Raw genomic sequence first — 26406 nt, forward strand, 5'->3', positions numbered from 1 at the left:
ATGGCTTGGATGGAGGCCAGCATAGCGATGCCATGTCATGAATAAAAATGGTATATTTTCATGAACCAATGAACCGGAGTCATGCGTGCTGGATCGCCAACATCTTGCGGCACTTGTCGCGGTAAGCCGTTATGGAAGCGTCACCGCGGCGGCGGAAAAGCTGAACGTCACGCAATCCGCGCTTTCGCATATGGTGAAAAAGCTGGAAGACCATCATGGCGTGCCGATCTGGACCAAGAACGGCCGCGGCCTGCGCTTTACGCAGGCAGGGGAATACCTGCTCGCGCTGGCGGAGCGCCTGTTGCCGCAGCTGGAACACGCCGAGCGCATCCTTGCTGACTTCGCCGAAGGCCGCCGCGGCGCACTGCGGGTCGGCATGGAATGCCACCCCTGCCAGAAATGGCTGGCGCGGCTGACGCCGCACTACCTTGCCGAGTGGCCGGACGTCGACTTCGATGTCCGGACCTCATTCCGGTTCGACGGCGTCGCCGCGCTGCTCGGGCACGAGATCGACCTGCTGATCACGCCTGATCCGGTCAAGGTGCCGGAACTGGCTTTCACGCCGGTGATCGACTACGAACTGGTGCTGGTCGTTCATGAATCCCATCCGCTGGCCGCGCAGCCTTACGTACGGCCGCACGATCTGGTTGATGAGACATTGATCACGGTGCCGGTCAGCATCGAGCGCCTCGACATCTATACCCGCTTCCTGGTCCCGGCGCATTGCCAGCCGAAACGCCACCGCACCGCCGAAGCGACAGACCTGATGCTGCAACTGGTCGCCGCCGGTCGAGGCGTCTCCGTGTTGCCGGATTGGCTGGTGCAAGAGGAAGGCGCCGGCATGCCATTGCGGGCGTTGCGACTGGGCAAGCGCGGTATCCGGAAGAGCATCCATCTTGGGATCCGGCGTGGCGACGAGGAAACCGCCTACCTGGCCGGCTTTGTCGAGATGGCGCGGCGATCGGGGCGCTAGACCGCCCGTACGCGCGGGACCGGACGTCAGCCGGCAAGCCGGGGCAAGCGCCTTCCCGGCGGTTGCGGCTCAGCGCCTGGCAACCGCTCAGACCTGCCGGGACGGCTCCACGCTTGTCCTTTGCAGCCACAGCAGCGCGGCAGCCGCAACCACGACTGGCGGCAGGATCAGCGAACTCACCATCGCCCAGCCAAAGGCAGCCAGCAGGCTGCCGGAAACAAACGAGCCCACCACCATGGCCCCGAACACGACGAAGTCGTTCAGCGACTGGACGCGCGGCCCTTCCTCCGGGCGATGGCAGGTCAGCACCATGGCGGAAGCACCCAGGAAGCCGAAATTCCAGCCGACCCCGAGCAGCACCAGCGCGATCCAGAAATGATGGACGGTCATGCCGCTGAGGCCTGCCAGCGCTGCCATGCCGGTCAGCGCCAGGCCCGCCAGCACGATCGCCGGTGCACCGAAGCGGGCGATCAGGCGTCCGGTGAAGAAGCTCGGCGCGTACATCGCGATCACGTGCATCTCGATACCGTAGTTCGAATAGAGCCGGGGTATGCCGCACAGCTCCATCGCCAGCGGCGCGGACGTCATCATGAAGTTCATCATCATGTAGCTGACCACGCCGCACAGCATGGCAACCAGCAACTGCGGCTGCCGCAGGATCTCGCGGACCGGCCGGCCACTGTCCGTGCGCGGCCCCGCCGTGCGCACCTGGAACCGGACACCGCGCAGCACCAGCGCCGCCAGCACCGCGACCGCGGCGGAGGCCAGGTAGGTCACGGCATACGCGTGGGGCGGCCACAGGTTCATGGTGGCGGACACCAGTTGCGGTCCCACTACCCCGGCCGCAACGCCGCCCGCCAGAACCAGGGACAACGCCCGCGGCCGCTCTTCCGGGCCGACGCATTCCGCGGCGGCAAAGCGGAACGTCAACACCACAGCCGCGTAGGCGCCCCCGAACAACATGGCAAAGCAGAACAGCGCGAAGGACCGGTTGACCAGCGCCAGCGCGGCCAGCAGGCCGACCAGTACGCCGCAAACGTTCCCCGCGAGAAACGCGGCGGGTCTGCCGAACCGCCGCGCCAGCATCCCGACGGGCAGCGTGGACAGCGCCATGCCCACCACGAACAGCGAAATCGGCAGCGTGGCGAGTTCCGGTCGCGGCGACAGCATGTTGCCGATGATGGCGCCGGTGGCGTAGACGACGGTGGAATTCGCACCGGAAAGCGCCTGTGCGAGGGCAAGCCGGGCGACGGAGGCGTTGATCGTCATGGATGCATTTACGAGGAAATTGAATTCTGCTGGGCGTCATCGACGCCGGTGAACGTCCCTGCGCAGTAACGGCTGATGGCGCCAGGGACATTCGGGATCAGGCCACGATCCCCGTGACTCCATCCGGCATCACCCCCTTCAGGCCGTGTCAGGCATCGTCCGCCGCCATGGTCAGCACCATTCTGAACTTGACGTCGCCGCGCTTCAAGCGCTGATAGGCCTCGTTGGCGCGGGCCAGCGGCATAGATTCGAAGCGCGGACGCGCGTCCACCAGCACGCTGAACGCGAGCGCCGCCTCGCTCTCGTGCGGCGTGCCGGTAATCGAGCCGACCACTTCCCGCTCGCCGACCACCAGGTGCCGGGTCTGCACCGCGAGCGGTTCCCGGGTGCCACCAAGCACGACCAGGCGGCCTTGCGGCTTCAATGCCTGGATCAGCGCGGCAACGGCCTGCGCATCGCCAGCCGTCGAGATCAGGGCGTGCGCGCCACCCATCTTCTGCAGCGCTTGCGCGGCATCGCCGGCATGGGTGTCCAGGTACACATGTGCGCCCAGTTCGGCCACGTCGCCGGCGATATCGCTGCCCCGCCCCACCGCGACCACCTTGAAGCCCATTCGCTTCGCATACTGGATGGCCATGTGGCCGAGCCCGCCGATGCCGAGGATCGCGACCACATCCCCTGCCTGCGCGCCGGACTTGCGCAGCGCGTTGAACGTGGCAATCCCCGCGCAAAGCAGAGGGGCCGCTTCCGCTGAACCCAACTCGTCGGGAATGGCAACAAGCCCGGTCGCGCGGGCGCGGACGATCTCGGCATAGCCGCCATCGCAGGTTGCGCCAACGATGGGCTGGTCTTCGCACAGCTGGAACTGGCCCCGCCGGCACTGGCTGCACGCGTTGCAGTGTCCGCCCAGGCGCCCGATCCCTGCCCGCATGCCGATCCGCCACATGGCGGGCGTATTGGCGCCGATCGCAAGGATCCGTCCCACGATCTCGTGCCCGGGCACGCGCGGCGGCTGTTGCGCGGCATTGGCCTGCTCGATATCGCCGATGTCGGCGCCGCACATGCCGCAGGCTTCCACCTGGATCAGGACTTCTCCGGCCTGCGGCAAGGGCGTGGTTCGCTCCACCAGTTCGAGCAGCCCGGGACGGGCGATCTGCATCGCGCGATAAGTCGGCTTCATTTCACAGGCCCACGGTTTTCGGAAGCAATCGGTTCATGCGGATCAGGTCTTGCGTTCCCCTGCCAGCGGCATCCACTGCCCCGGCAACATAGCCGGGAAAGACCTGCGACCACTCGCTGGCGATGCCGGTGATGCGGCCTTGCCAGGGGCCGGATGACGCCGTCGCGGCCGGGGCCGCGGCGTGGTGATGCGCCCCGCCTTCGAGATCCAGCGCCGTCGCGGTCAGGCCATCGCCGGCCCAGTCCTTGATAAAGTCCGCGACGGGCCTTCCCGCGCGCGGACCGAACAGGCGGGCAAGCTGCGCACGGCAGTGGGTGCGCAGCACGTCTTCCGCAACGGTGCGCCTGACACCGGCCGGCACGCCAAGAAAGCCAAACAGCGCGGCGCTGCCGCCGGGCATCGATGCATCGTGGATCTCGGCCATCGGACCCACCGCGCTTCGGGCCTCCCCGGAGAGCCCCTGCTCGCGCCAGAATGGACCGTCATAGACCGCGACATACTTTGCATGCGACGCCATCCAGGTCGGCGTCGCACGCCACTGCTGCGCCAGAGTCTGCGGCAGTGCCGGGGCGAAGGTGATGGTTGCCTCCGCAAGGCGTGGCGGCAGGGCCAGCAAGACATGTTCCGCTGCGATCGTCGCTGCCACGCCCGCGCCATCGGCGTAATCCAATGCGATCTGCGAGCCTTCGATACGCAGCTGCCGCACCGTCCGGCCCGTGAGGATCCGGGACGTGTCAAGCTGCCGGCGCAAAGCATGAACCAGCGCCCCCATGCCGCCGGCCAGGCGCATGGAAGCGGGCGAACTGACATAGCCCCTCAGCCGCATGGGCGCCACGCCAGCACCGCGCTCGGCCAGCATGTCGCCCGACTCGTGCTGGTTGAACCGCGCCAGGCCGAGCCGGGTGACCAGATCATCCAGTTCACGTTGGAAAGCCGGCCAGAACCAGGTGGGCCCAAGGTCAACGCGGTCCATGCCATCGCCTTCCGGCTCGGAACCGGACTGGCCGGAGGCAAGCGGCGACAGGATGCGCCCGCCCATGGCCGGGCGCGCCTCAATAAGGACGTAGTCGTCGATACCGGCTTTCTGGAGCAGCGTGGCCGCGTACAGGCCGCTCAAACCCGCGCCGACGATGGCGATTCTCGTGCTTTGCATGGCTTATGCCGCCGCACCGGCGGCCGGTGCGTGGGTTCTGATGTACAGGGTTGCGCCGGCCGCGCCGGCCTGGATCTCCGCGTGGTCGCCTTCGGGGAATCGCATCCAGCTGCCCGCGGCGTAGTCATGACCATCCATGCGCAGTTCGCCGTGAACCACCAACAGTTCCAAAGCACGTCCCTGCGGCAAGGACACGCCTCCATCGAGGTGCAGCAGGGCGACATGCTCGGCATCGTCCGCATACAGCGCGCAGACGGCCCCGCCGTCGAATTGCCGCCAATGGACGGCGTCGTTGGTATCGATACGCACGCTTTCCTGCTCGCTCGCCCTCATGTGCCGCAGCTTGACGAAAATGACGGCGCCGCCCGCGCTTGACGGCCGGTGCGACGATCCTGGCGGACTGCGCAGATACCAGCCCGCCGGATAGTGCGCGTTCGCCTCGGAGAAGACGCCCGACAGCACCAGGATTTCCTCGCCGCCCGGATGCCTGTGCAGCGGGAAATGGGATGCGGGAGCGTACCTGACAATACTGGTCGCCCGGGCCTGTTCTCCGCCAAAACGCTCCAGCATCATCCGCTCGACTCCGGGCTGCGGAGAAGCAACCCAGTGGTGATCGTCCGGCGTAACCACAGCGCGGCGGGTGAGATCGGCATTCACGTACATGGGCGGGCAGCGGCGGCTCCACAGTCTGCGTGCAGGGAAGGCCGTGCAAAGTGCGACGACAGTGGCGAGCCGAAAGCGGATATCGTTTTGGATGCAGCGATTGTTGTTGCTTTCGGCGAAGCGGGCAAACGAGATAATGTGTGCGACGGTAAAGAAAAACTTTAGCGTGGCCGGCCTATCTCGCCGCTGCGAGTTTTACCCATAAGCACCGGCCTGCGGGCTTTGCATCGTCGGATGCATGGCTCAGTTCGGGCATTGCATCCGGCGGAAAGCTATCAAGGGGAAGCACGTTCCCGGCTCACTCAAGCTCGGTGATAGCTTCGCGGCTTTTCGCCAGCTCTCTCAAGCGGTACTTCTGGATCTTGCCAGTGCCCGTCTTTGGCAGCGCGCCATATACCACCCTCACCGGGCATTTGTAATGAGCCAACCGATCACGACAGAAATCAATGACCTCCTTTTCTGCGGGTGCGTCGACTCCAGGCTTCAGTTCGATAAAGGCACAGGGCGACTCCCCCCACTTCGGATCAGGCTGGGCTACCACCGCGGCAATCAACACCGCCGGGTGTTGATGCAAGACATCTTCAACCTCCACCGACGAGATGTTTTCCCCGCCCGATATGATCACATCCTTGGAGCGGTCCGTGATCTGTATATATCCGTCGGGATGCATGACCGCGACGTCACCGGTGTGAAACCAGCCGCCGCCAAATGCGGCTACGGTCGCCTGGGGGTTTTTCAGGTAACCCTTCATCACGATATTGCCGCGTAGCAGCAACTCGCCTTGCGTCTTGCCATCGCAGGGTACCGGTTCCATGGTGTCGGGATCTGCAACGCGCAGCCCTTCCAGGGCGGCGGCCCGATTGCCCTGGCGCGACATCAGTCGGGCTTTTTCTTCGATTGGCTTGTCATCCCACGCCGGATCGCGATATGAACTGACCGGCGTTCCCGAGGCCTCCGTGATGCCGTAGACGTGCTCCACGTCGAAGCCCATTTCCATCACAGCCTTCAGGACACTTGCGGGCGGCGGCGATCCCGCCGTGCGCACCCTGACCGCATGCGAAAACGCGCGACGCTCGGATTCCGATGCCGTCGCAAGCGATGCCAGGACGATGGGCGCGGCACAGAAGTGGTCCACCTTATGCGTCTCAATGGCGTGAAAGATGTTTGCCGCCGTGACCTTGCGCAAGCAGACATGGGTGCCCGCCGCGGCAGTAATGGCCCACGCGAAGCACCAGCCATTTGCATGGAACATGGGAAGCGTCCAGAGATACCGCGGCCCGCGCGGCATGCCCCAGTCAGTCAGCTGAAGCATGCTCATCAGGTATGCGCCCCGATGGCTCGGCACCACACCCTTGGGATCCGAAGTCGTGCCGGATGTGTAGTTGAGTGCGATGGCATCCCACTCGTCATCGGGCCAGATGCCGCTGAAGTCGGCATCGCCTTCGCTCAGAAGCTGCTCATAGTCGAGCGCTCCCAGTCGGTTCCCGCTAGGCCCTTCAGTGTCGAGAATGTCGACCACCACTGGTGGATTCTCCAGGCCTTGCAGAGCGGTTGCAGCGAGCGCGGCGAACTCGCTGTCTACCAGCAAGACTCTGGCTTCGCCATGGGCCAGGATGAACCTCACGCCGTCCGCGTCCAGCCGGCAGTTGATGGCATTGAGCACCGCACCGCTCAGCGGGACACCGTGATGGGCCTCGACCATGGCAGGCGTATTCGGCGCCAGAATGGAAACCGTATCGCCGCGGCGGACGCCGCGCTTCACGAGCGCGCTGGCAAGGCGGCGGCAGCGGTCTCGCGTTGTCCGCCAGGACTGACGGAGGCTGCCATGGACGATCGCAGTTCGCTCAGGATACTGCTCGGCGCACCGATCCAGGAACTGCAAGGGCGTCAACGGCACATGGTTGGCCGCGTTGCGCTCAAGTCCTGCCTGATAAATGTTGGCGTTCATCTTTTGTCTCCTGCCTGACGTGCCGCAGCGGGTGCATCAGCTATCGCTAGTTGTGGAAACAAAAATGTAGCGACTGGCCACGATCAGGAATGTCTCGCACGAGACATTGCCCCCATTCCCCAATTTCGTGTCGCTACCCGGGGGCGAATGTCTCGCACATGACAGTGCGCCCCCGCTCTTGCTCCTACTCTCCGACCGGAGTCCGTCAGATGTCTACGACATGTCGAGAGAGCAAGCATGAACAGAGTTGCACCCCCACCCGCAGAACTCCAGTCTGTCCGCGAGGCTGTTGAATGGGCGATCGTCACCCGCCGCAGCGTCAGGGCCTTTCGTCCGCAGCCCGTGGACGTGGAAACCGTCCACAAGATCCTCGATGTCGCCCGGTTTGCCGCCACGGGCGTGAATATCCAGCCGTGGCAAGTGCATGTCGTGACCGGGCAGGCACGCGACCGCATTTGCGCGGCAATCAAGCAGGTCGACGATGACCCCGCACAGTCCGGCGCCCATGCTGACGAGTGGGCGTACTACCCGGACGAGTGGGTGCCACCGTATCTGGATCGACGCCGTGAAGTGGGGTGGAGGCTTTATGGCCTGCTCGGCATCGAGAAGGGAAACAAGGCGCGCATGCATGCCCAGCATGGTCGGAATTATCAGTTTTTCGACGCACCCGTTGGCCTGTTCTTTACCGTCGACCGGCTCATGAATGAAGGCAGCCTGATCGACTACGGGATGTTCCTGCAGAACCTCATGGTCGTGGCACGCACATATGGTCTCAGTACCTGCCCGCAGGCAGCCTTCATGAAGTACCACGCCATTATTCGCCGGGAGCTTTCATTGGGGCCAGAGGAGAAGTTCCTGGTCGGTATGAGCCTGGGGTACGCGGACGACGAGCGGGTGGAAAACCAACTGATCTCGGACCGTGCGCCCGCATCCAGCTTCACCGTCGTCCACACATAAAGAGGCATGAAAGCCTGACTGACAAAGCAACCCATCCATCACCGCATGGAGGAGACAGATGAAAACCGAAATCAATGTACAAAAATTGGCAGAAGACGCACGCTTCTCGCGATTCCACGCCGTGATCCTGTTCTGGTGTGTCGTCATACTGGTTCTCGACGGCTATGATCTTGCAGTGGTCGGGGCGGCCTTGCCCTCGATCATGAAAGAGATGGGCGTAGACGCCACCAAGGCCGGCTTCATGGCCAGCTCCGCGCTGTTCGGCATGATGGTCGGCGCGATCTACCTGGGCACAATGGCCGAGAGGATCGGGCGCAAGCTATCCATCTGCATCTGTGTGGCGCTGTTCAGCTTGTTTACGGCCGCGGCTGGACTCACCACCGATCCCATCACCTTCAGCGTGACGCGCTTCCTCGCAGGACTTGGCATCGGCGGCGTACTGCCCGTTGTCACGGCCCAGATGGGCGAATTCGCACCGGCCAAAATGCGTGCCCGGCTGGTCACGCTGGTTTTTGCCGGATATTCGATCGGCGGCATCCTCGTGGCGCTGACCGGCAAGCAACTGATCGGGACATACGGATGGCAAGCAGTGTTCTTCGTCGCTGGCCTTCCGATCTTCTTCATTCCGTTCATTTTGTGGACCATGCCGGAGTCCGTTGCCTTCCTTGCGAAAAAGGAACACCATGCCGAACTCGAGCGTGTAGCGCGACGCCTGGCACCGGCATTGAAGCAGGGTGACCGCTATCAGTTCTTCGTTCCGTCCGAGGCGCTCGCTTCCAATGCTCCGGTGGCTGCGCTCTTCTCGCAGGGTAGAGCCCTTAGCACGCTGATGATCTGGGTGGCGTTCTTCACCGGCCTCTTCATGGTCTACGCGCTCAGCTCGTGGCTGACCAAACTGATGGCGTTGTCCGGGTACAGCCTGGGCTCGGCGCTGAACTTCGTGCTCGTCTTTAACATCGGCGCAGTTTGCGGTGCCATTGGCGGCGGATGGCTGGGTGACCGATTCAATATCAAGCACGTGCTGGTTGCCTTCTATGCCACGGGAGCGGTCTCTCTCGCCCTGATGGGGTACACCAAGGCGACAGAACTGCTCTTTGTCCTCGTGTTTGTCGTGGGCGCGTCGACCCTCGGTACGCAGTTGCTGGCCTATGCATATGCGGGTGAGTTCTACCCGGGTTCCATTCGCTCGACGGGCGTCGGCTTTGCCTCAGGGATCGGGCGACTGGGTGCCATCATCGCCCCGGTCCTCATCGGTGCGCTGGTGGCAATGAAGCTGCCATTGGAACAGAACTTCCTGGCCATCGGCGTTGCCGGTCTCGTCGGTACGCTTGCCGTCATGCTGATTGACCATCGCAAGAGCGCCGCGGCACTGAACCAGCCAGAAAAAATGGCTTCGCGAGCGCCGCTGGGGCCCGTACCCGCGCATCAGCCGACGAACCACTAGATAGAACCCCGACCATCATCTCCGGAAGTGGGCGCCAGGGCGAGTGCACTCGCCCTGGCTTCAATGGATCGGGGCAGGCTAGTCGCCAATATGCGCGTACCGGCGCAGTCCATCCAGATCGATTACCACAATGGCTCCATATTCCATCTCGATCATGCCCGCTTCGGCGAGTTCGCGGAGTGCGCGGTTGGTGTTTTGCCGGGAAAGCCCGGATAGCCTGCCGAGCTCTTCCTGTGACAGCGCAAGGGTGCGCTCGGTGGCAGGATAAAGCTGATGGTGGAATAGCGCGGCCAGGCAAAATGCGACGCGGGCGGCGGCCTCGTGGAGCCGGAAGTTGTGCACCAGTCCGACGTAGTAACCGCAGCGTGCATTGAGCTGGTCAATGACGTAGCGGCTGAAGCTATGGTTACGCGCCAGCAGCCACAAGAAAGTCTCGCGTGGCACATAGGCAATGCGACTGTCCTTGATGGCTACCACCGAATACGGCCGCATCTCCGACTTCAGCACTGCGCCTTCGCCAAACCACGATCCCGCTGGCACGCCAGCAAAGGTCACGGCGCGACCGCAAGCGGACGCCGTATCGACTTTAATGATGCCTTCGATTACGCCGAGCCAGTGATCGGCCGGATCGCCGCGATGACACGCTATGCCACCCGCGGCGCAGCAACGCTCGAACGTCTCGGTTTTGACACGCGACTTCTCTTCGTCGGTCAATATGGCGAACCAGCTTGACGCCTGCAGGAAGTCCTCAAGCGTGCGATGGCGTGACAGCGTCGAACCGTAGCGCGTGTGAACATGCACTGCGCTATCGACTTCAGCGCAGGAAATCGACCGCATGGCAACTCCTCGGCTTTGCAAAGCGCCCGGGCTAGTGCTTTTCATCGCCCTTTCCATCCGAGTCCGCGTTTTTTCGCGCCTCGCGGGGCGCCGAAGGGTCGGGATAGATTTCCACGGCGACCGTCTCCTGCTATGAAAGCCGGTCAGCGCCAGCATTAAGTGAAATCAAGATTCACTTAAGGCTAAGGCGGCCGTTTCACGAAGTCAAGGACGAATCTCGCAGGGTATCCACTTACCTGAGCAACCTGCCTTGGCATTGCGCCGACAGGAGTCTTTCCGTACACATCCAATCTGGAACCCAAGTTCTAGTTATGTACGCCTTTTTCTTCACAGGAAATCGTCACGCGGGTGGGATGAACGCCACCGCGGTTCCTGCCACGCCACGCAGGCAGAAGGAAATAATGGACGTCACCTGACTCTGCATTGGGACGCCCGCCAGCGCCGCTTCGCTGCTCAACGGAGCGACGAGTCCCTCGAACAGGCATCCCACGATGCAGTCGGCCGAGGCAGCCGAATCCTGTTCGGGAAACTCGCCGTTGGCAATACCCTGATCAATGATGGTGCGGAACACCCGCGAGAGCGCACGGTGATAGGTCAGCCTTGCTGCCTCGACCTCGGGTTCAACCGGTTCGGCCACCAACGCGTGCGCCAGCCGCCGGCCACGCAACGCCCTGCTCGCGAAAGTCCAGGCCGCCATGCCCAGCCGCTCGCAAGCGGTGCCATCCCGCATGGCAATGCCGGCCACGACATCGACTTCCCGCTGTGCCGTGAATTTGACGACCTCGACAAGCAGTTCGGTCCTGGACGGAAAATATCGATACAGCGTCCCGATCGCTATGCCAGCCGCTTCGGCGATCGCCGTCATCTGGGCTTCCCTGAACCCCGACTGCGCGATGAGCGTGCGTGCGGCCTTCAGGATAAGGGGATGCTTGTCGGCACCGCGGCGACGCAGGCGTACTCTGGGAGAAGTCAGTAGATCATGCATCTCGGTCCTGCTGCCTTAAGCCATCCCTGCCGTGATCGCGGGGAGCATCCTGCGTCCGATTATGCCATGCGCTCCCAATGCCTTTGGTATCAGAAGACCCGCAAGCAACTGGAAAAGCCGGGCGCAGCCCTGCCGCGGGCGAGCACCTCGCCCCAAACCGACCATCGCCGGATCGCGGCCCAACCCCTTTCGTTTCGTCGACCCCAGCAAGCAGATTGTCCGGTTCCTGAGGATCGCCCGCGTCGACGCCCATCGCCTTGCCTCCCTCCCCTAACACGCAACAAGCCGCACTTGGCGATTCCCACGCAAAAAATATGTGAATGAGAATCCCTCGCATCTAACGGCTACATTGTTGCGCCTCCTTTTTTTGCCTTTTTCTTGCTGATGCCAGCATTTCTTCGTCATCCCGGCTTGATCGCCAGCCATGCCTGTCGCGCCAGCCTGATCCTCTTTACCTTGTCCAATGCGGCGCTCGTTCGAGCGCAGGAGCTTGCAGGCTCGGCCAATCTTCCTGAAGTCCGCGTCAGTGCGAATGCTGGCGGGAGCGGATACGTTGCTACCGAGGCCAGCGGAGCAACCCGGACCGAAACGCCGTTGCGCGAAGTACCGCAGTCCGTGCGCGTGGTCACCTCGGAACTAATTAACGACCTCGGTGCAACCCGCCTTGCAGACACGGTGGACTATGTGAGCGGCGTGGCCCGCCTGAATGACTTTGGCGGAACTTGGGACAACTATGCCATCCGTGGATTCAGCAGCACGGATATGGGATACCTGGTCAACGGCTTTCCTGGCTCGCGCGGCTACAACCCGATGCGAGATGCCGCCACGGTCGAACGCTTTGAATTCCTGAAGGGGCCTGCCGCGGCGCTATATGGCAGCAGTGAGCCAGGCGGCACCATCAACATTGTCACGAAGAAACCCAGATTCACGCGGGCAACCACGGCGGAACTCAGTGCCGGGACGCTCGGGTTCAGACGCGCCACGGTCGATACCACCGGCCCCCTCAATGAAAAGCTGGCCTATCGCCTCAATGCCATGGCCGAGGACAGCGCCAGTCGCAGCTCCCTGATCGACAGCCACAAGTACCTTGTGGCGCCGGCGTTCGCCTGGGCGCCAGACGACCGCACGCTGCTGCAATACGAGGGCGAATTCATGCGAGTGCGTACACCGCTGGACCGTGGCCTCGTCAATGTGAATGGCAGAATCACCCTCCCACGCGACCGCTACCTTCAGGAACCCAACGATCCCAACCTCCATCTTTCCAGCGATACGCACCAGTTGACGCTCGACCGCCAGCTTTCCGCCAGCTGGCGTACACGGATAGGCGTGAGCTACAAGGAATCCAGCTTCGAGGGATACGCCGCAGAGTTTGGCAGCTTGCGCGCGGACGGCCGTACCCTCACGCGCCGCCATAGCTGGCGGACACTGCCTTCCCGCGACACGTCGGCCAACGCCGAGGTGGAAGGCAACTTCCATACCGGTGGCCTGGGGCACCGCATGCTCGCCGGCATCGAGGCTTCGCGCCTGTTCATGGGGATGGATATCGCCTACTCCAGCCTCGCGGCCAACCCTTATGCAATTGACATCTACGAACCGGTGTACGGGCAAGCGAAGCCGCCGCTCGCGCCGAGCATATCGACGCGCGAAAACCAGCGCAACGTTGGTGCCTATCTGCAGGATGAGGTATCGATTGGAGAGCGATGGAAACTGCTGGCCGGAGTACGCTTCGACAATTTCCACCAGTCGGTGGATAACCTCCTCACCGCAACCTCGACCCACCAGAGCCAGACAGCCGTGTCGCCCAGGCTCGGGTTGACGTGGCTGCCCACCGCGCAGCTTTCCGCATACGTGTCCGTCGGCAAATCCTTCCGCCCGAACAGCGGCGTGGACGAGGCCGGCAATGCCTTCGATCCGCAGCACGCCCGCGCGGTAGAGGCAGGGCTGAAGTGGCAGTCCAACGACGAGCGGCTAGGGGCAACGCTCGCGGTCTTCGATATCCGCAAGAACAACGTCCTGACGCGCAGCCCCACCAACCCCAATTTCAATATCGCCGCCGGCCAAGCCACGAGCCGCGGGCTGGAGATAGACGTCTTCGGCCAGCTGGATCAGCACTGGCGCATCAGCAGCAGCTTTACCCTGATGAACGCCAAGGTCACCGAGGACAACGCCATCGCGCCCGGCACCCGCCTGACCAATATTCCCAAGGTCAGCGCGAGCCTGCTCGCGATTCGTGAAGATGCCATGCCCGTGTTCGGCGGGCGGTACGGCATTGGCACAGGGATCGTCTATGTGGGATCGCGCTCCGGCAATGCCACCGACACGTATTCACTACCCGCCTACGCCACCGTGAAGCTGGTCAGCTACTGGCAGATGGATCGCCGCACTCGGGTGTTCCTGGACATTCACAATGTGTTCGACAAGACCTATTATCCCGCGTCGTGGGGTAACCTCGCGGTAGTGCCGGGGTTGGGGCGGCAGTTTGTCGCCGGACTGCGATACCAGTTCTGAATCCGTGTGGGTGGGGGCGACACTGGCCGCTCCCAAAACAACTGAAGGTTGGAGAAGACCGGGATCGATGTGCCACGTCGAAGATGGCGTGTTGGCGGGAGGCGATTGCACTCAAGACAACAGGCCGCCATCGCGACCTCCCCTTACAAATACTTGAACAGATTCATCCCCTGGATCTGCATAAACGACTGCTGCGCCCCCTGCAGCGCCACCTGCCGCTGGTAATACTCGGTAATCGCCTTGGCGTAATCCAGGTCCTGCAGCCCTGACAGCGTCTGCGAATAGGTCAGATCCCGGTTGGCACCGACATCATCCAGCGCATCCAGCTCGTTCATGCGCGAGCCCACCGAGGCGCGCACGGTCAGCACGTTGTCGAGCGAGTTGGAGAACTGGCGCACCGCGGTCGACAGCACGTTGCCCAGGTTGGCGCGGTCGTTCTCCGAAGCGGCGGGCTGGCGCAGCGTGTCGATCACGGTCTGCAGGTTGGCGAACATGTCGGTGCCGGCCTCGCTGGCCGGCTGCATGGTCAGGGTGTCGCCGGCCTTGGGGTTGCCGGTGACGTTGAAGCTGAAGCCCGCCACCTCGATCTGCGCGGGCGAGGTGTAGGCCAGCGGGCCGGCCACCACCGGCGCGGGGGTGGTGCCGGTCGAGGTGTCGGTGATGGTGTATTCCATCTGGCCGGTGGCGTTGGCCGTGAACGACATCTGCAGCGCATGGCCGAACAGCGGGTGGCTCGGGTCGGTGGTCGACACCGTGCCGAAGGTGGCGGTGCCGGTATTGGCGGGGTTGCCCTTGACCACATAGCCTGCGCCGCCGGTCACGCTCATGAAGACTTCGCGGCCGGTGTTGCCGGCGGGCATCTGGCGCGCCACGTCGACCTGCAGCAGTTGCTGGCCGTTGTCGCCGATATAGTTGCTGGCGCCGGCGCTCTGCGTGAACGGCGCGCTGCCCGAGCGCGTGCCGCCGAACAGGAACTGGCCGTTGCCGTCGTCGGAGTTGGCCAGGCTCAGCAGCTGGTTGTACAGCCCTTCCAGCGCGGTCGCCAGCGAACCGCGGTCGGCATCGCTCATGGTGCCGTTGCCGGCCTGCACCAGCATGGTCTGGATGTTCTGCGTGATGGTCGTGACGGACTGCAGCGCGTTCTCTTCCGCCGCCAGCGCGACATTGGCCTGGTTGCGGGACGTGGCGTACTGCCCGTTGACGGCCTGCGCCTGGCTGACGCCCAGCGCGCGCGTGGCGCCGACCGGGTCGTCCGACGGGGTCAGGATCGAGCGGCCGGTGCCGAGCTGCTGCTGGATATGCATCAGCGCGCCCTGCTGGAAGTTCATCGAAGCCAGGCCTTGCTGGTACAGGGTGGAGCTTGCAACGCGCATATTGGGTTACCTCTTCTGACGCGGGTGGATGCGGCGCTTAGCGGCCGATGCCGATGATGGTGTCGAACAGCGTGCCAGCGGTCTGGATCACGCGCGCATTGGCCTGGTACAGCTGCTGGAAGCGCAGCATCGACACGGTTTCCTCGTCCATGTTGACGCCGGAGACCGACTGCTGCGCGGTCTTGATCTGCGTGGTGATGCTGTCCTGCGAGGCCGAGGCGATCTTGACCGACTTGGCGCGCGTGCCGACATCGTTGACCAGCTGCGCGTAGGCTTCGCTGAAGCTCGACACGCCGCCGATGGTCTTGGCGTTCTGCAGCTTGGCCAGGGCCAGCATGTTGCCGTTGTCCTTGACCGCGCCGGCGTTGCTGCCCAGCGTGAAGCTGTCGCCGGCGGCGGGCGTGCCGCCGAAGCTGAAGGTCAGGCCATTGAGGGTGAAGTCGGTATTGCTGCCGTTGGGCACGCCCACCGGCTGCGGCGCCATGGCCACGCCGCCAACCTTGAACACGTAGTTGGTGCCGTCGAACTCGGCGGTGATCTTGCCGGCCGGCGGGGTGAACCCGGGCGCGACCTTGCTCAGCGACGCGGTGGCGTTGCCCTTGTTGCCGGCGGTTGCCTCGATGTAGGCGGGCGAGGCCGCGGCGATCTTCGCGGGATCGTTGATCGCCATGTCGAAACCGGTGGCGGCGTTGCGGGTCGGCTGCACCGTGAACGAATCGTTGGTGCCCATCGGCCCGTTGATCTCGACGGTAAAGCCATCGGCGCTGAATTGCAGCGGGTAGGTAGCACCGCCGGCCGGCACGGGCGTGACCACCTGCTGGTTGTCGGACAGGCGCGTCAGCGTGTAGTTGGTGCCGTCGAAGTGGAGCTTGTAGTCGCTGGTGGTCAGCGCCGAGGCGTTGTCGATCGTGGCGGTGGCCACCGTGGTCTTGACGGTGTTGTTGGCGTTGGGGATGGTGGTGGCCCCGCCCAGCTTGAACATGTCGGTGCCGGGGGCGCCGTTCAGGTCGATGCCGAGCTGGTGCTGCGCATTGAAGCTTGCGCCGATCGCCAGCGACAGGCGGCCGATGGCGCTTTGCGCCGGGTCCAGGGTTTCGGTGCGGAACTGCAGCAGGCCGCCCAGCGAGCCGCCGGTGAGCGCGCCCGGCTCGCTCTCGATCACCGCGCCGGTGGGCAGCGTGTAGGCCACCACGGTGCGGTTGGGGTCGGCGGCCGAGGCCACGGCCTTCAGTTCATAGGCGTCGTTGCCCATCACCAGCGGCTGGCCGTTGCCGACGAAGATGTTGTAGGTGCCGCTGTCCTGTACCACCACCTTGGCGCCGACCAGCTTGGTCAGCTCGGCTACGGCTTGGTCGCGCTGGTCGAGCAGGTCGTTGGGCGGCTGGCCGCCGGAAGCTGCCTTCAGCCGGGTGATCTCCTGATTCAGGTTGGCGATCTGCTTGGTGTACGCGTTGACCTGCGTGACGGCGGTGCCGACCTGCTCGTTGACGCCGGCCTGCAGCTGCTTGAAGTAGTTGCTGGCCGAGCGCACCTGGCCCACCAGCGCCTGGCCCGCCGACAGCATGCCCTGGCGCGCGGCCGGATCGGCCGGGGTATCGGCCACCGCCTGCACCGCGGCGAAGAACTTCTGCATCAGCGGCGCCAGGCCGCCCTTCTGGTCGGCCAGCAGGTTGTCGATCTGGCTGATCTGGCCCGAGTACGCCGCCAGCGAGGCGCTGGCCGAGGTGGCGCCGCGCAGCTGGCCGGTCAGGAACTCGTCATAGACGCGGATCACCGTGGTGGTGTTCGAGCCGAAGCCGTAGAAGCCCTGGCTGGTGTACTGGCCGCCGGCAGAAGCGACGATGGTGTTCTGGCGCGAATAGCCTTCAGTTGCCGAGTTGGCAAAGTTGTGGCCCGTCGTCGTCAGCGCGTTCTGCGCGGTGTTCAGGCCGGAGAGGCCAATACTGAAGAGAGACATGGTGCTCTGATCCCGGATTTTTAGGACTGCCGCGGCGTGGGGCCGGCGGTGTGGATGTGGGAGTTATCGGCTGGGTGGGGGTGGGACTTTAGGTGTGGAGGAGGCGTTTTACAGGTCCGGCAGGTTTGGGCAATTGCGACGGCCTTCACTTCGTTGATGTTCCCGCCCTCACCCCAACCCTCTCCCGCAAGCGGGAGAGGGAGTACACAAGCGGGAACTGGAAGGGTCGAGGCGATGGCGCCACGCCTCAGGCCGCCACCTTCTTCATGATCTTCACCAGCTTGTGCCCATACGCCGGATCCGTGGCATACCCCGCCCGCTGCAAGCCGTGCGCCGCGTCCTCGGCGGTGGCCGCGCTGACCACGCCCGCGTAGCGCGGATTGCTGGTCAGCAGGCGCGCGTAGTCGGCGCAGGCCTCGTCATACGAGCCATAGGCGCGGAACTTCGCCCGCACCTTCTGCGGCTGGCCGTCGATGTATTCGGTAGTGGTGATTTCCGCGACGCGGCCCTTCCAGCTGGGGCCGGCCTTGATGCCGAACACGTTGAACGTGGAGGAGCCGTCGGCGTGCGTGATCTCGCGCTGGCCCCAGCCGGATTCCAGCGCGGCCTGGCCGACGATCAGCCGCGCCGGCACGCCACTGGCGCGGGAAGCGGCTTCGGCGGGCCCGGCCATGCGGGCGACGAAGGCGCTCACGTGGGCCGGCGCGTCGTCGGGCAGCCGGCCGAGCCGGTCTTCGCCCGGGCCACGGTCCGCGTAGGACTGCGGCTGGTACTGGCGCAGGCCCGCGGTGGGATTCCATTGCTGGCCCGCGACGGTGGTGCCGATCGCCGGCAGGTCCGCCTGTTCGCCCGCGTCGGCAGGCATGGCGCCCGCACCGCGGCTGTCGAGCAGCCTCGCCATCTCGGCATCGGCGGCCTTGCCGGCCTCGGCCGGAGTCAGCGTGTTCATGCCGGAGGGCATCGCGGTGCCGGTGGCGCGCGCCAGCTGTCGCACCATCACATCGGCCAGGCCGATGCCGCGCGACGACATCTGCTGCGCCAGCTGCTGGTCCATCATCGACAGGTAGAGCTTGCTCTGCTCGTTGTCGAACAGGCCGTCCTGCGGCGTGGCGTCGCGCATGCTCTTGAGCACCATCTGCGTGAACACCGCCTCGAACTGCTTCGCGACGGCCTGCAGCGTACTGGCGTCGGCGCCGCCGCGCGCGCTGTGCTTGAGCGCTTCGAAGCCCTGCGTGTCGAGCGCGAAACGCTGGGTCAGGTCGGCGCCCGGCGGCGGCAGTGCGCCGCTGTGAATGCCGCTGGTCATGCTCAGATCACTTCCAGCTCGGCGCGCAGCGCACCGGCCGCGCGCATCGCTTCCAGGATGGTCTGCAGGTCGGCCGGGGTCGCGCCCAGCGCGTTCAGCCCCTTAACCACGGCCGCCAGCGAAGCGCCCGCCTTGACGATCTGCAGCGAACCGCCCTGCTGCTTCAAGTCTATCTGCGACACCGGCGCCACCACGGTCTGGCCGCCGCTGAACGGCGCGGGCTGGCTGATCACCGGTTGCGTGTTGATCACCACCGACAGATTGCCGTGCGCCACCGCGCAGTCATCCACGGTCACGGCCTGGTTCATCACGATGGAGCCGGTGCGGGCGTTCAGGATCACCTTGGCCGCGGCCTTCGCCGGCGTGACGTCGATATTCTCGATGCGGGCCAGGAAGCCCACGCGCGCCGCCGGCGATGCCGGCGCGCGCACCTGCACCACGCGGCCGTCCAGCGCCGCGGCGACGCCACCGCCCATGTTGCGGTTGATGGCTTCGACCACGCGCTCGGCGGTGCCGAAATCCGTATCCTTCAGTTCCAGGTTGAGCACGCCGCCATCGGGCTGGAACGGCGCGACCGCGCGCTCGACGATGGCGCCGTTGGCGATGCGCCCCACCGCCAGCTGGTTGATCTGCACCTTGCTGCCGTTGGCCGACGCGCCCGCGCCGCCCACCAGCATATTGCCCTGCGCAATCGCGTAGACCTGGCCGTCGGCGCCCTTGAGCGGTGTCATCAGCAGCGTGCCGCCGCGCAGGCTCTTGGCATTGCCCATCGACGACACCACCACGTCGAGCTGGCTGCCGGGCTGCGCGAACGCGGGCAGCGACGCGGTCACCATCACCGCCGCCACGTTCTTGAGCTGCATGTTCTTGCCGGCCGGCAGCGTGATCCCCATCTGCGAGAGCATGTTGGTCAGGCTCTGCGTGGTGAACGGCGTCTGCATGGTCTGGTCGCCGGTGTTGTCCAGCCCCACCACCAGGCCGTAGCCGACCAGCGGGTTCTCGCGCACGCCCTGGAAGGTGGCCAGGTTTTTCAGGCGCTCGGCCTTGGCACTGGAGGCAAAGGCGCCGAAGGCCACGCCCAGTGCCAGGCTGACCATGGTCAGCCGCAGCAGGCGGGACAGGAAACGAGCGAGCATCTGGGCAGACATGGCGCGGTCAGAACGGAGAAACATTGAGGAAGAAGCGCTGCAGCCAGCCCATGTTCTGCGCTTCGTCGATCACGCCCTTGGCGGTGTATTCGATGCGCGCATCGGCGACCTGCGTCGACAGCACGGCGTTGTCGCCGGTGATGGTGCGGGGATTGACCACGCCCGAGAAGCGGATGAACTCGGCGCCCTGGTTGATGGCCATCTGCTTTTCGCCGGAGACCACCAGGTTGCCGTTGGCCAGCACTTCCAGCACGGTCACGGTGATGGTGCCGTTGAAGGTGTTGGCGGCGCTGGCGCCGCCGCTGGCCTTCATGGTGTTGGCACCGTTGATGTTGGCGTTCTGGCTGGTGCCGAACAGCCCGCCCAGCGCGCGCGGCACCGCGTCGAACGCCAGCGCGGCGTTGCCGGTGCGGCTGGTATTGGTGCCGGAGTTCTTGCTGGCGTTGACGTTCTCGGTGATCAGGATGGTCAGGATGTCGCCCACGTTGCGCGGGCGGCGGTCCTCGAACAGCGGATTGCCGGCGTACGAAGACTGGTAGATCGAGCCCGACGCCGGGCCCATCGGGCGCGGCTCGGCGCGCGCCGTGGTCGGCATCTGCACCAGCGGCTCGCGCGGCATCAGCGCGCAGCCGCTTGTGGCCAGCATTGCCACGCCGGCCAGGCAAACCAGCGCGCGCGCGCCCAGGCGGGAAAGCAAGGTGGCCATGTTCACACCAATCAACCCAGTTGCGACAGGCGCTGCAGCATCTGGTCGGATGCCTGCACCGCCTTGCTGTTGATCTCGTACGCGCGCTGCGTCTGGATCATGCTGACCAGTTCCTCGACCACGTTCACGTTGGACGCCTCGACATAATTCTGCTGCACCACGCCCGCGCCGTTCAGGCCCGGCACGGTGGTGTTGGGCGCGCCCGAGGCGTCGGTCTGCACATACAGGTTCTCGCCCATGCTTTCCAGGCCGGCCGGGTTCATGAAGGTGGCCAGCTGCAGCTGCCCCACCTGCACGTTGGCGCTGGAGCCCGGCTGCGTCACCGACACCGTGCCGTCGCGCCCGACGGTCATCGTCAGCGTGTTGGCGGGGATGGTGATGGCGGGCTGGATCACGAAGCCGCTGGAAGTCACCAGCTGGCCGTTCTGGTCCACCTGGAACGAGCCGTCGCGGGTATAGGCGGTGGTGCCGTCGGGCAGCGCCACCTGGAAGAAGCCCTGGCCCAGGATGGCCACGTCCTTGGCATTGCCGGTCTGCTGCGGGTTGCCTTGGGTGTGGATGCGCTCGGTTGCCACCGGACGCACGCCGGTGCCCAGCTGCATGCCGGAGGGCAGCGTGGTCTGGTCCGACGACAGCGCGCCGGGCTGGCGGATGGTCTGGTACATCAGTTCCTCGAACACCGCGCGGCCGCGCTTGAAGCCGTTGGTCGACACGTTGGCCAGGTTGTTCGAGATTACGTCCATCTGCGTCTGCTGCGCATCGAGGCCGGTCTTGGCAATCCAGAGAGAGCGGATCATGTGGGTCCTTGGTGGGTGCTGGGGGCCGGCACGGCGATGCCGCGCCGGCCGGTCATTCGGTTCAGTTGGTCGAGAGCAGCTGGTTGGCGCGCTGCTCGTTGCCGTCGGCGCCCTGGATCATCTTCATCTGCATCTCGAAGCGACGCGCATTGGCAATCATCTCGACCATGGCTTCGGTCGGGTTGACGTTGCTGCCCTCGAGCGCGCCCGAAATCACGCGCACGGTGGGATCGGCCTCGAGCGGCTGCGCGCCGGGGCGCAGGCGGAACAGGCCGTCATCGCCGCGGGCGATGGCGTCGTTGGGCGGATTGACCACGCGCAGCCGGCCCACCTGCGCCAGGCCGGCCGAGGCTTCGCCCGGGCCGCGCGCGGTGATGGTGCCGTCGGTGCCGATGCTCACCTGCGAGCCCGGTGGCACCGCCAGCGGACCGCCGTCGCCCATCACCGGCAGCCCGGAGATGGTCTGCACCTGGCCGTCCTGCGCCACCTGCAGCGCGCCGGCGCGGGTGTAGGCCTCGGTGCCGTCGGGCGCCTGCACCACCAGCCAGCCATTGCCCTGCAGCGCCACGTCCAGCGTGCGGCCGGTGTAGGTCAGCGGGCCGGCGCGCATGTCGGCACCCGGCGTGGAGGCCAGCGTGAAGGCACGCGTGCCGGCCTCCGCCCCGACCACCGGCACCGCGCGGTACAGGTTGACCTGGGCGCGGAAAGCCGGCGTCGAGACGTTGGCGAGGTTGTTCGATACCGCCGCTTGCTGGTCGAGTATCTGCTTGGCGCCCGACAGGGCGGTGTAGATCATGCGGTCCATGGCGGCGGCTCAGCTCAGCGTGGCGGTCACAGGTTGACCAGGGTCTGCATGACCGTGTCCTGCGCCTTGATGGTCTGCGCGTTGGCCTGGTAGTTGCGCTGGGCCACGATCAGGTTCACCAGCTGGCCGGACAGGTCCACGTTGGAGGCTTCCACCGCGTTGGAGCGTAGCGTGCCCATGCTGCCGCCGGCCACGCCGACCAGCGGCTGGCCCGATGCGCCGGTGGCCGACCACACGTTGTCGCCTTCCGGCTTCAGGCCTTCGACGTTGCCGAACGCGGCCATCACGATCTGGCCCAGCGGCTTGGTCTGCTCGTTGGAATAGCTGCCGACGATGGTGCCGTCGCCGTTGACCGAGAAGCCCAGCAGGCTGCCCGAGGTGTAGCCGTTCTGGCTGAGCTGCTTGACGTCGTTGTCGGCACCGAACTGGGTGGTGCCGGTCAGGTCCAGGCGCATGGCCATGGCCTGGGCGCCGTTGGCCGCCGGCTGGGTCAGCGTGACCGCGCCCGCGCCGGGTGCCTGCAGCGCGCCGGCGTTGTCGAACGACAGCGTGACCGGTGCACCGCCGACCGCGTTGCCGTTGACGTCGGTCACGTACATCTGCCAGTCAGTGCCGCCCGGCACGGTCGGCGCCGCGCCCGACTTGGCGAAGTACGCCATCAGCTGCTGCTTGTTGCCCAGCGAGTCATAGACGTTGATCGCCGTGCTGTAGTTGAACATGTTGCTGGTCGGCGGCACGCCGGGCGCGCTGGCAAACGCCTGCGTCGGCACGGTGGCGCGCGAATCCAGCTGGAACTTGGCGGTGATGTTGCTGGTAGCGCGCGGCTCCATCTGCGCGTTGCTGATCACCAGCGGCTGCGGCTGCACGCCGGCGCCGCCGGCGACGCCGGCCGGATAGCCCGTCACCTGCAGGCCCTGCATGTTGGTGATGCGGCCGTCTTCCTGGCGCTGGAACTGGCCGTTGCGCGAGTAGTAGACCGCGCCTTCTGGGCTGGTCATGCGGAAGAAGCCGTTGCCGTTGGTGATGGCCACGTCCAGGGACCGGCCCGAGGCCTCGATATTGCCCTGGTTGAACGACTGCACCACCGAGTTCACGCGCACGCCCAGGCCGATCTTGGTGCCGGCGTAGACGTCGGCGAACTGCGCGGCCGATTGCTTGTAGCCAACCGTGTTGGCGTTGGCGATGTTGTTGCCGATCACGTCCAGGTTGGACGCGGCGGCGTTCAGGCCGCTTACCCCTTGACCGAAACCCATGATTGCTTCCTTTTGACTAGGCTATGGTTGAAGCCGGCTTGCGCCCGCGCGCTGCCGGCACCTGCGTATCTGCGTATTAAAGAATGCGGCGCACGTCGTCGACGTTGGCGGTCTGGCCGTCGCCCAGGTCCACCAGCACGCCGGTGGCATCGCCGCTGATGCTCTCGACCTTGCCGTACACCAGCGCCACCGGCTGCACCGAGGTGCCGTTGGCGGTGGCGGTCACCTTGAAGGTGTAGTCGCCGTCGGCCACGGCCACGCCGGCGTTGTTCTTGCCGTCCCACGCGATGTTGTGCACGCCCGCGGTCTGGCCCTTCATGTCGATGGTGCGCACCACGTTGCCGTCCTTGTCGAGCACGTCGACGGTGACCGCATCCGCGGTCGACGGCAGGTCCACGCCGATCTTGCCCGGCACGCCGCCTTCCACCGATACCTGCTTGCCCGGCACCATCACGGTACGGCCGATCAGCGCGGCCGAGTCCATGGCGCGGCTGGCGCTGACCTGCGACAGCAGCTGCGACAGCGTCGCGTTCATGGTCTGCATGCCGCTGACCGTGCTGATCTGCGCCAGCTGCGAGGTCAGCTGCGCGTTGTCCATCGGGTTGAGCGGATCCTGGTTGTTCATCTGCGTGACGAGCATGGTCAGGAAGTTGTTCTGCAGCTCGGACGCGCTGGCGCTGCCGCTCTTGAGCGCATCGTTGATGCCTTGCGTGTTGCTGCCTACCGGTGGGGTGGTGGTCATGTCAGTTGGTTGTGTGCGAGGTGCGGATGGAGCCGTTGCCGTGACGGGCCGGTGCGTCTTACTGGCCGATCGTCAGCGTCTTGAGCATCATGTTCTTGGCGGTGTTGAGCACTTCCACGTTGGCCTGGTACGAGCGCGAGGCAGAGATCATGTTGACCATCTCCTCCACCGGGTTGACGTTGGGCATCACCACATAGCCCTGCGCATTGGCCATCGGATGCGTGGGGTTGTGCACCATGCGCGGGGGCGACGGATCCTCGCTCACGCCCTGCACCTGCACGCCGCCGATATCGGTCTGGCCCGGCGTGGGCGCCATGCCGAACACCACCTGCTTGGCGCGGTAGGCCTGCCCGTCGGGGCTGACCACGCTGTCGGCGTTGGCCAGGTTGGACGCGGTCACGTTCATGCGCTGCGACTGCGCGGCCATGGCCGAGCCCGCGACGTCGAAGATGTTCATTGCCGGCATGGGTTCGCTCCGCCGTTACTGCTGGATCGCGGCCAGCATGGTCTTGATCTTGGAATTCATCACCGTCAGGCCGGATTCGAAATGCACGGCGTTGTCGGCAAAGGCCACGCGTTCGGTGTCCATTTCCACGGTGTTGCCGTCCACGCTGGACTGCAGCGGGATGCGGTAGGCCAGGTCGAATTCCTCGCGCCCTGGCGCCTGCGCGGGCAGGTGGCGCACCGAGGTGGTCGACAGCGACACGCCCTCGTTGCGGTGGCCGCGCTCCACGGTCTGCGCCAGCGTGCTGGAGAAATCAAAGTCGCGCGCCTTGTAGCCGGGCGTGTCCGCGTGCGCGATGTTCGAGGCAATCACCGACTGCCGCTGGTTGCGCAGGCTCAGCGCTTCCTGCTGGAAACGTAGCGCCGCATCAAGTCTGTCAATCATCTGGCATCTCCCCTGCTGGGCCAGCGCTCCCGCAATCGGAGCGCACGTAGCTTCTTCAGGGTTGGCATCTTAGGCGGGGAGCTGTCACGCCAATCGGATGAATAAGGACGGGAAATCCGCGCATTTCGGCCCGCCCGCGCGCGGGGCGCTGCCTACAATGGGCCCCGATGACAGATGTATACGGCGCGCGCAGCCAGTCACGGGGCCGCGCGCCGTCCTTGCCGGGAAGTCCAGATGACACAGCATTGCCGCAACGCGCGCCGCCTGGCGCAAGCCGCTCTTGGCGCTTGCCTGCTGGGCGCTTGCCTGTTTGGCCGCGCCGGCGCCGCGCCGGCGCAGATCACGCCGGTAGCCATGCAGGCGCCGGCCGCGCACGGTGCCGGCACCCCCGCCCACGCCGCGGCCAACCCCTTTACCGAAGACCCCGCGCGCATGGCGGTCGAACGCTTCCTGCAGCAGCAGACCGCCGGGCTGCCGGGCAAGGTCAGCGTGCAGGTAGCGCCGCCGTCAGGCGGGCGGGCGCCCGAATGCATCGCGCCCGATCCCTTCCTGCCCGCCGGCGCTTCGCCGTGGGGGCGCGTTTCGGTAGGCGTGCGCTGCGGTGGCGAGCGGCCCTGGGTGCGCTATATGCAGGCGCGCGTGTCGGTGCTGACCGACTATTACGTGGCCGCGCGCGCGCTCGGCGCGGGCGAGCCGGTCGGCCAGGCCGATATTGAAGTCCGCCAGGGCGACCTGGGCGCGCTGCCGCGCGCGGTGATCACCGACCCGGCGCAGCTTGCCGGGGCCGTCACCGCCAACCGGATCGCCGCCGGCTCGCCGCTGCGCACCGACCTGCTGCGCAAGGCCATCGCCGTGCGCCAGGGGCAGACCGTCACCGTGGCGGTCGAGGGCGATGCCTTCCAGATCACCAGCGAAGGCAAGGTGCTGGCCGACGCCGCCACCGGCAATACCGTGCAGGTCCGGCTGCGCAACGGCCAGGTGGTCAATGGCCTGGTCCGCAGCGGCGACACCGTCGTGCTGCAATGACAATGCGCCAAGTGCTGTAACCGTGGCTGAGATGACTGGAATTCCGGGGCCAGCGGCGTGCGAAAATGCCGCCGCAGCCGCCGTGCAGCGAATCCGGGCCAGGCGCCCTAAAGAATTCGCCGGCGCGTCCGTAATGCCATAGGAAACCAGCAAGGATCGCCCCGTGAAGATCAACCACTCCACCTCGTCCCGGCCCGCCGACGCCGCCGCAGCCGACGCCGCCCGGCCCCAGGCCGCCCCGGCCGCCGCCGCCGACGCCACTGATGCCGCGCCGTCCGCCGGCCTGAGCGTCAGCCCGCTGGCCGCGCAGGTGCGCGACATCAGCGCCCGCCTGGCCCAGCCGGCTGACGACGATATCGATACCGCCAAGGTCGAAGAGATCCGCCAGGCCATCGCCGAAGGCCGGATCAAGATCGACCCGGGCAAGATTGCCGATGGCCTGCTCGCCACCCTGCGCGAGCTCGGCCAGGCCGACGCCAAATAGCCA

Annotated in this window: 24 protein-coding genes; 6 read left to right on the top strand and 18 right to left on the bottom strand. The window is 65.5% G+C overall.

The window, feature by feature from the left end:
• Positions 1-85 precede the first annotated feature (85 nt).
• Positions 86-973 carry a LysR family transcriptional regulator gene (locus tag GA0116996_RS22445; protein WP_092316013.1) on the top strand — a complete coding sequence of 296 codons (888 nt, stop codon included), beginning with the start codon at positions 86-88 and terminating at the stop codon, positions 971-973.
• Between the two features lie 87 nt (positions 974-1060).
• Here the strand turns inward: GA0116996_RS22445 and GA0116996_RS22450 are convergent, their stop codons facing one another.
• The 5 genes from GA0116996_RS22450 to GA0116996_RS22470 all read right to left on the bottom strand — a co-directional run bounded on the left by GA0116996_RS22450 (position 1061) and on the right by GA0116996_RS22470 (position 7186).
• Positions 1061-2242, bottom strand: coding sequence for an MFS transporter (locus tag GA0116996_RS22450; protein WP_092316015.1), 1182 nt, complete (start codon positions 2240-2242; stop codon positions 1061-1063).
• A gap of 148 nt (positions 2243-2390) precedes the next feature.
• Entirely contained in the window at positions 2391-3422 is a 1032-nt protein-coding gene (locus tag GA0116996_RS22455; protein ID WP_092316017.1) for a zinc-binding dehydrogenase, read from the bottom strand.
• A 1-nt stretch (position 3423) separates the two neighbouring features.
• On the bottom strand, positions 3424-4575 hold the full coding sequence (locus tag GA0116996_RS22460; protein ID WP_092316019.1) for a flavin monoamine oxidase family protein: 1152 nt from the start codon (positions 4573-4575) through the stop codon (positions 3424-3426).
• A gap of 3 nt (positions 4576-4578) precedes the next feature.
• Positions 4579-5238, bottom strand: a complete 660-nt coding sequence (locus GA0116996_RS22465; RefSeq protein ID WP_092316021.1) for a cupin domain-containing protein — start codon at positions 5236-5238, stop codon at positions 4579-4581.
• A 298-nt stretch (positions 5239-5536) separates the two neighbouring features.
• Positions 5537-7186: an AMP-binding protein gene (locus GA0116996_RS22470; protein ID WP_092316023.1), complete on the bottom strand. Its 1650-nt coding sequence runs from the start codon at positions 7184-7186 to the stop codon at positions 5537-5539.
• A gap of 237 nt (positions 7187-7423) precedes the next feature.
• On the opposite strand from GA0116996_RS22470, the gene GA0116996_RS22475 reads away from it, so the two are divergent.
• Positions 7424-8143 (top strand): nitroreductase, encoded by a 720-nt coding sequence (locus tag GA0116996_RS22475; RefSeq protein WP_092316025.1) that lies wholly within the window; start codon positions 7424-7426, stop codon positions 8141-8143.
• A 58-nt stretch (positions 8144-8201) separates the two neighbouring features.
• A complete protein-coding gene (locus tag GA0116996_RS22480; RefSeq protein ID WP_092316027.1) occupies positions 8202-9587 on the top strand; it encodes an MFS transporter in 1386 nt (461 codons plus the stop codon).
• A gap of 78 nt (positions 9588-9665) precedes the next feature.
• Here the strand turns inward: GA0116996_RS22480 and GA0116996_RS22485 are convergent, their stop codons facing one another.
• Both GA0116996_RS22485 and GA0116996_RS22490 read right to left on the bottom strand, forming a co-directional pair.
• Positions 9666-10424, bottom strand: a complete 759-nt coding sequence (locus tag GA0116996_RS22485; protein WP_243419789.1) for a Crp/Fnr family transcriptional regulator — start codon at positions 10422-10424, stop codon at positions 9666-9668.
• 340 nt (positions 10425-10764) lie between these two features.
• Positions 10765-11409, bottom strand: a complete 645-nt coding sequence (locus GA0116996_RS22490; protein ID WP_092316029.1) for a TetR/AcrR family transcriptional regulator — start codon at positions 11407-11409, stop codon at positions 10765-10767.
• Between the two features lie 384 nt (positions 11410-11793).
• Between GA0116996_RS22490 and GA0116996_RS22495 the strand changes: the two genes are divergently transcribed.
• A complete protein-coding gene (locus GA0116996_RS22495) occupies positions 11794-13917 on the top strand; it encodes a TonB-dependent siderophore receptor (protein WP_092316031.1) in 2124 nt (707 codons plus the stop codon).
• 143 nt (positions 13918-14060) lie between these two features.
• On the opposite strand, the gene flgL is transcribed toward GA0116996_RS22495, so the two are convergent.
• From flgL to flgB, 11 genes are all read right to left on the bottom strand, one after another.
• Positions 14061-15290: a flagellar hook-associated protein FlgL gene (gene flgL, locus GA0116996_RS22500; protein ID WP_092316033.1), complete on the bottom strand. Its 1230-nt coding sequence runs from the start codon at positions 15288-15290 to the stop codon at positions 14061-14063.
• 37 nt (positions 15291-15327) lie between these two features.
• Positions 15328-17247, bottom strand: a complete 1920-nt coding sequence (gene flgK / locus GA0116996_RS22505; protein WP_092316035.1) for a flagellar hook-associated protein FlgK — start codon at positions 17245-17247, stop codon at positions 15328-15330.
• Between the two features lie 247 nt (positions 17248-17494).
• Positions 17495-18553 carry a flagellar assembly peptidoglycan hydrolase FlgJ gene (gene flgJ, locus GA0116996_RS22510; protein ID WP_092316037.1) on the bottom strand — a complete coding sequence of 353 codons (1059 nt, stop codon included), beginning with the start codon at positions 18551-18553 and terminating at the stop codon, positions 17495-17497.
• Between the two features lie 2 nt (positions 18554-18555).
• Positions 18556-19701: a flagellar basal body P-ring protein FlgI gene (locus tag GA0116996_RS22515; protein WP_279327346.1), complete on the bottom strand. Its 1146-nt coding sequence runs from the start codon at positions 19699-19701 to the stop codon at positions 18556-18558.
• A 7-nt stretch (positions 19702-19708) separates the two neighbouring features.
• On the bottom strand, positions 19709-20407 hold the full coding sequence (gene flgH / locus GA0116996_RS22520; RefSeq protein WP_092316041.1) for a flagellar basal body L-ring protein FlgH: 699 nt from the start codon (positions 20405-20407) through the stop codon (positions 19709-19711).
• 11 nt (positions 20408-20418) lie between these two features.
• Positions 20419-21204, bottom strand: coding sequence for a flagellar basal-body rod protein FlgG (gene flgG, locus GA0116996_RS22525; RefSeq protein ID WP_092316043.1), 786 nt, complete (start codon positions 21202-21204; stop codon positions 20419-20421).
• A 61-nt stretch (positions 21205-21265) separates the two neighbouring features.
• A complete protein-coding gene (gene flgF, locus GA0116996_RS22530) occupies positions 21266-22009 on the bottom strand; it encodes a flagellar basal-body rod protein FlgF (protein WP_092316045.1) in 744 nt (247 codons plus the stop codon).
• Between the two features lie 26 nt (positions 22010-22035).
• A complete protein-coding gene (gene flgE, locus GA0116996_RS22535; RefSeq protein WP_092316047.1) occupies positions 22036-23262 on the bottom strand; it encodes a flagellar hook protein FlgE in 1227 nt (408 codons plus the stop codon).
• Between the two features lie 76 nt (positions 23263-23338).
• The gene (flgD, locus tag GA0116996_RS22540) at positions 23339-24004 is read right to left on the bottom strand and encodes a flagellar hook assembly protein FlgD (RefSeq protein WP_092316049.1); all 666 of its coding nucleotides are present in this window, start codon (positions 24002-24004) and stop codon (positions 23339-23341) included.
• 58 nt (positions 24005-24062) lie between these two features.
• Positions 24063-24470 (bottom strand): flagellar basal body rod protein FlgC, encoded by a 408-nt coding sequence (flgC, locus tag GA0116996_RS22545; protein ID WP_018006607.1) that lies wholly within the window; start codon positions 24468-24470, stop codon positions 24063-24065.
• A gap of 15 nt (positions 24471-24485) precedes the next feature.
• Entirely contained in the window at positions 24486-24893 is a 408-nt protein-coding gene (gene flgB, locus GA0116996_RS22550; protein WP_092316051.1) for a flagellar basal body rod protein FlgB, read from the bottom strand.
• Between the two features lie 234 nt (positions 24894-25127).
• On the opposite strand from flgB, the gene flgA reads away from it, so the two are divergent.
• Both flgA and flgM read left to right on the top strand, forming a co-directional pair.
• A complete protein-coding gene (gene flgA / locus GA0116996_RS22555; protein ID WP_092316053.1) occupies positions 25128-25919 on the top strand; it encodes a flagellar basal body P-ring formation chaperone FlgA in 792 nt (263 codons plus the stop codon).
• Positions 25920-26082: 163 nt separating this feature from the next.
• On the top strand, positions 26083-26403 hold the full coding sequence (gene flgM, locus GA0116996_RS22560) for a flagellar biosynthesis anti-sigma factor FlgM (RefSeq protein WP_092316055.1): 321 nt from the start codon (positions 26083-26085) through the stop codon (positions 26401-26403).
• The last annotated feature ends 3 nt before the right edge of the window (positions 26404-26406 follow it).

Origin of the sequence: Cupriavidus alkaliphilus, from assembly GCF_900094595.1 — a bacterium.
Lineage (GTDB): Bacteria > Pseudomonadota > Gammaproteobacteria > Burkholderiales > Burkholderiaceae > Cupriavidus > Cupriavidus alkaliphilus.

Bases quoted from the DNA above. Each gene is read 5' to 3' on its own strand.
- flgL (WP_092316033.1), bottom strand. From the start codon at position 15,290: ATGCGCGTTGCAAGCTCCACCCTGTACCAGCAAGGCCTGGCTTCGATG.
- flgB (WP_092316051.1), bottom strand. From the start codon at position 24,893: ATGATTGACAGACTTGATGCGGCGCTACGTTTCCAGCAGGAAGCGCTG.
- GA0116996_RS22515 (WP_279327346.1), bottom strand. From the start codon at position 19,701: ATGTCTGCCCAGATGCTCGCTCGTTTCCTGTCCCGCCTGCTGCGGCTG.
- flgJ (WP_092316037.1), bottom strand. From the start codon at position 18,553: ATGACCAGCGGCATTCACAGCGGCGCACTGCCGCCGCCGGGCGCCGAC.
- GA0116996_RS22455 (WP_092316017.1), bottom strand. From the start codon at position 3,422: ATGAAGCCGACTTATCGCGCGATGCAGATCGCCCGTCCCGGGCTGCTC.
- GA0116996_RS22480 (WP_092316027.1), top strand. From the start codon at position 8,202: ATGAAAACCGAAATCAATGTACAAAAATTGGCAGAAGACGCACGCTTC.
- GA0116996_RS22495 (WP_092316031.1), top strand. From the start codon at position 11,794: ATGCCAGCATTTCTTCGTCATCCCGGCTTGATCGCCAGCCATGCCTGT.
- flgE (WP_092316047.1), bottom strand. From the start codon at position 23,262: ATGGGTTTCGGTCAAGGGGTAAGCGGCCTGAACGCCGCCGCGTCCAAC.
- flgF (WP_092316045.1), bottom strand. From the start codon at position 22,009: ATGGACCGCATGATCTACACCGCCCTGTCGGGCGCCAAGCAGATACTC.
- flgG (WP_092316043.1), bottom strand. From the start codon at position 21,204: ATGATCCGCTCTCTCTGGATTGCCAAGACCGGCCTCGATGCGCAGCAG.
- GA0116996_RS22460 (WP_092316019.1), bottom strand. From the start codon at position 4,575: ATGCAAAGCACGAGAATCGCCATCGTCGGCGCGGGTTTGAGCGGCCTG.
- GA0116996_RS22470 (WP_092316023.1), bottom strand. From the start codon at position 7,186: ATGAACGCCAACATTTATCAGGCAGGACTTGAGCGCAACGCGGCCAAC.
- GA0116996_RS22485 (WP_243419789.1), bottom strand. From the start codon at position 10,424: ATGCGGTCGATTTCCTGCGCTGAAGTCGATAGCGCAGTGCATGTTCAC.
- flgD (WP_092316049.1), bottom strand. From the start codon at position 24,004: ATGACCACCACCCCACCGGTAGGCAGCAACACGCAAGGCATCAACGAT.
- GA0116996_RS22490 (WP_092316029.1), bottom strand. From the start codon at position 11,409: ATGCATGATCTACTGACTTCTCCCAGAGTACGCCTGCGTCGCCGCGGT.
- flgH (WP_092316041.1), bottom strand. From the start codon at position 20,407: ATGGCCACCTTGCTTTCCCGCCTGGGCGCGCGCGCGCTGGTTTGCCTG.
- GA0116996_RS22450 (WP_092316015.1), bottom strand. From the start codon at position 2,242: ATGACGATCAACGCCTCCGTCGCCCGGCTTGCCCTCGCACAGGCGCTT.
- flgA (WP_092316053.1), top strand. From the start codon at position 25,128: ATGACACAGCATTGCCGCAACGCGCGCCGCCTGGCGCAAGCCGCTCTT.
- GA0116996_RS22465 (WP_092316021.1), bottom strand. From the start codon at position 5,238: ATGTACGTGAATGCCGATCTCACCCGCCGCGCTGTGGTTACGCCGGAC.
- flgK (WP_092316035.1), bottom strand. From the start codon at position 17,247: ATGTCTCTCTTCAGTATTGGCCTCTCCGGCCTGAACACCGCGCAGAAC.
- flgC (WP_018006607.1), bottom strand. From the start codon at position 24,470: ATGCCGGCAATGAACATCTTCGACGTCGCGGGCTCGGCCATGGCCGCG.
- GA0116996_RS22475 (WP_092316025.1), top strand. From the start codon at position 7,424: ATGAACAGAGTTGCACCCCCACCCGCAGAACTCCAGTCTGTCCGCGAG.